Source organism: Providencia sp. M-27, assembly GCF_011077905.1.
GTDB classification, from domain to species: domain Bacteria; phylum Pseudomonadota; class Gammaproteobacteria; order Enterobacterales; family Enterobacteriaceae; genus Providencia; species Providencia huaxiensis.
The window spans coordinates 1-328 of record NZ_JAALBT010000082.1; the positions used below are offsets into that span (position 1 = coordinate 1).

The 328-nt window shown below is 50.3% G+C and carries 1 protein-coding gene; it reads right to left on the reverse strand.

Annotated features, from left to right (window positions below):
* Positions 1 to 52 precede the first annotated feature (52 nt).
* A partial coding sequence (locus G6Q48_RS22025; protein ID WP_024623357.1) for a DDE-type integrase/transposase/recombinase occupies positions 53 to 328 on the reverse strand: 276 nt, incomplete at its 5' end.

Consider the following 328-nt stretch of genomic DNA (forward strand, 5'->3'; position numbering starts at 1 on the left):
GGCACTGTTGCAAAGTTAGCGATGAGGCAGCCTTTTGTCTTATTCAAAGGCCTTACATTTCAAAAACTCTGCTTACCAGGCGCATTTCGCCCAGGGGATCACCATAATAAAATGCTGAGGCCTGGCCTTTGCGTAGTGCACGCATCACCTCAATACCTTTGATGGTGGCGTAAGCCGTCTTCATGGATTTAAATCCCAGCGTGGCGTTGATTATCCGTTTCAGTTTGCCATGATCGCATTCAATCACGTTGTTCCGGTACTTAATCTGTCGGTGTTCAACGTCAGACGGGCACCGGCCTTCGCGTTTGAGCAGAGCAAGCGCGCGACC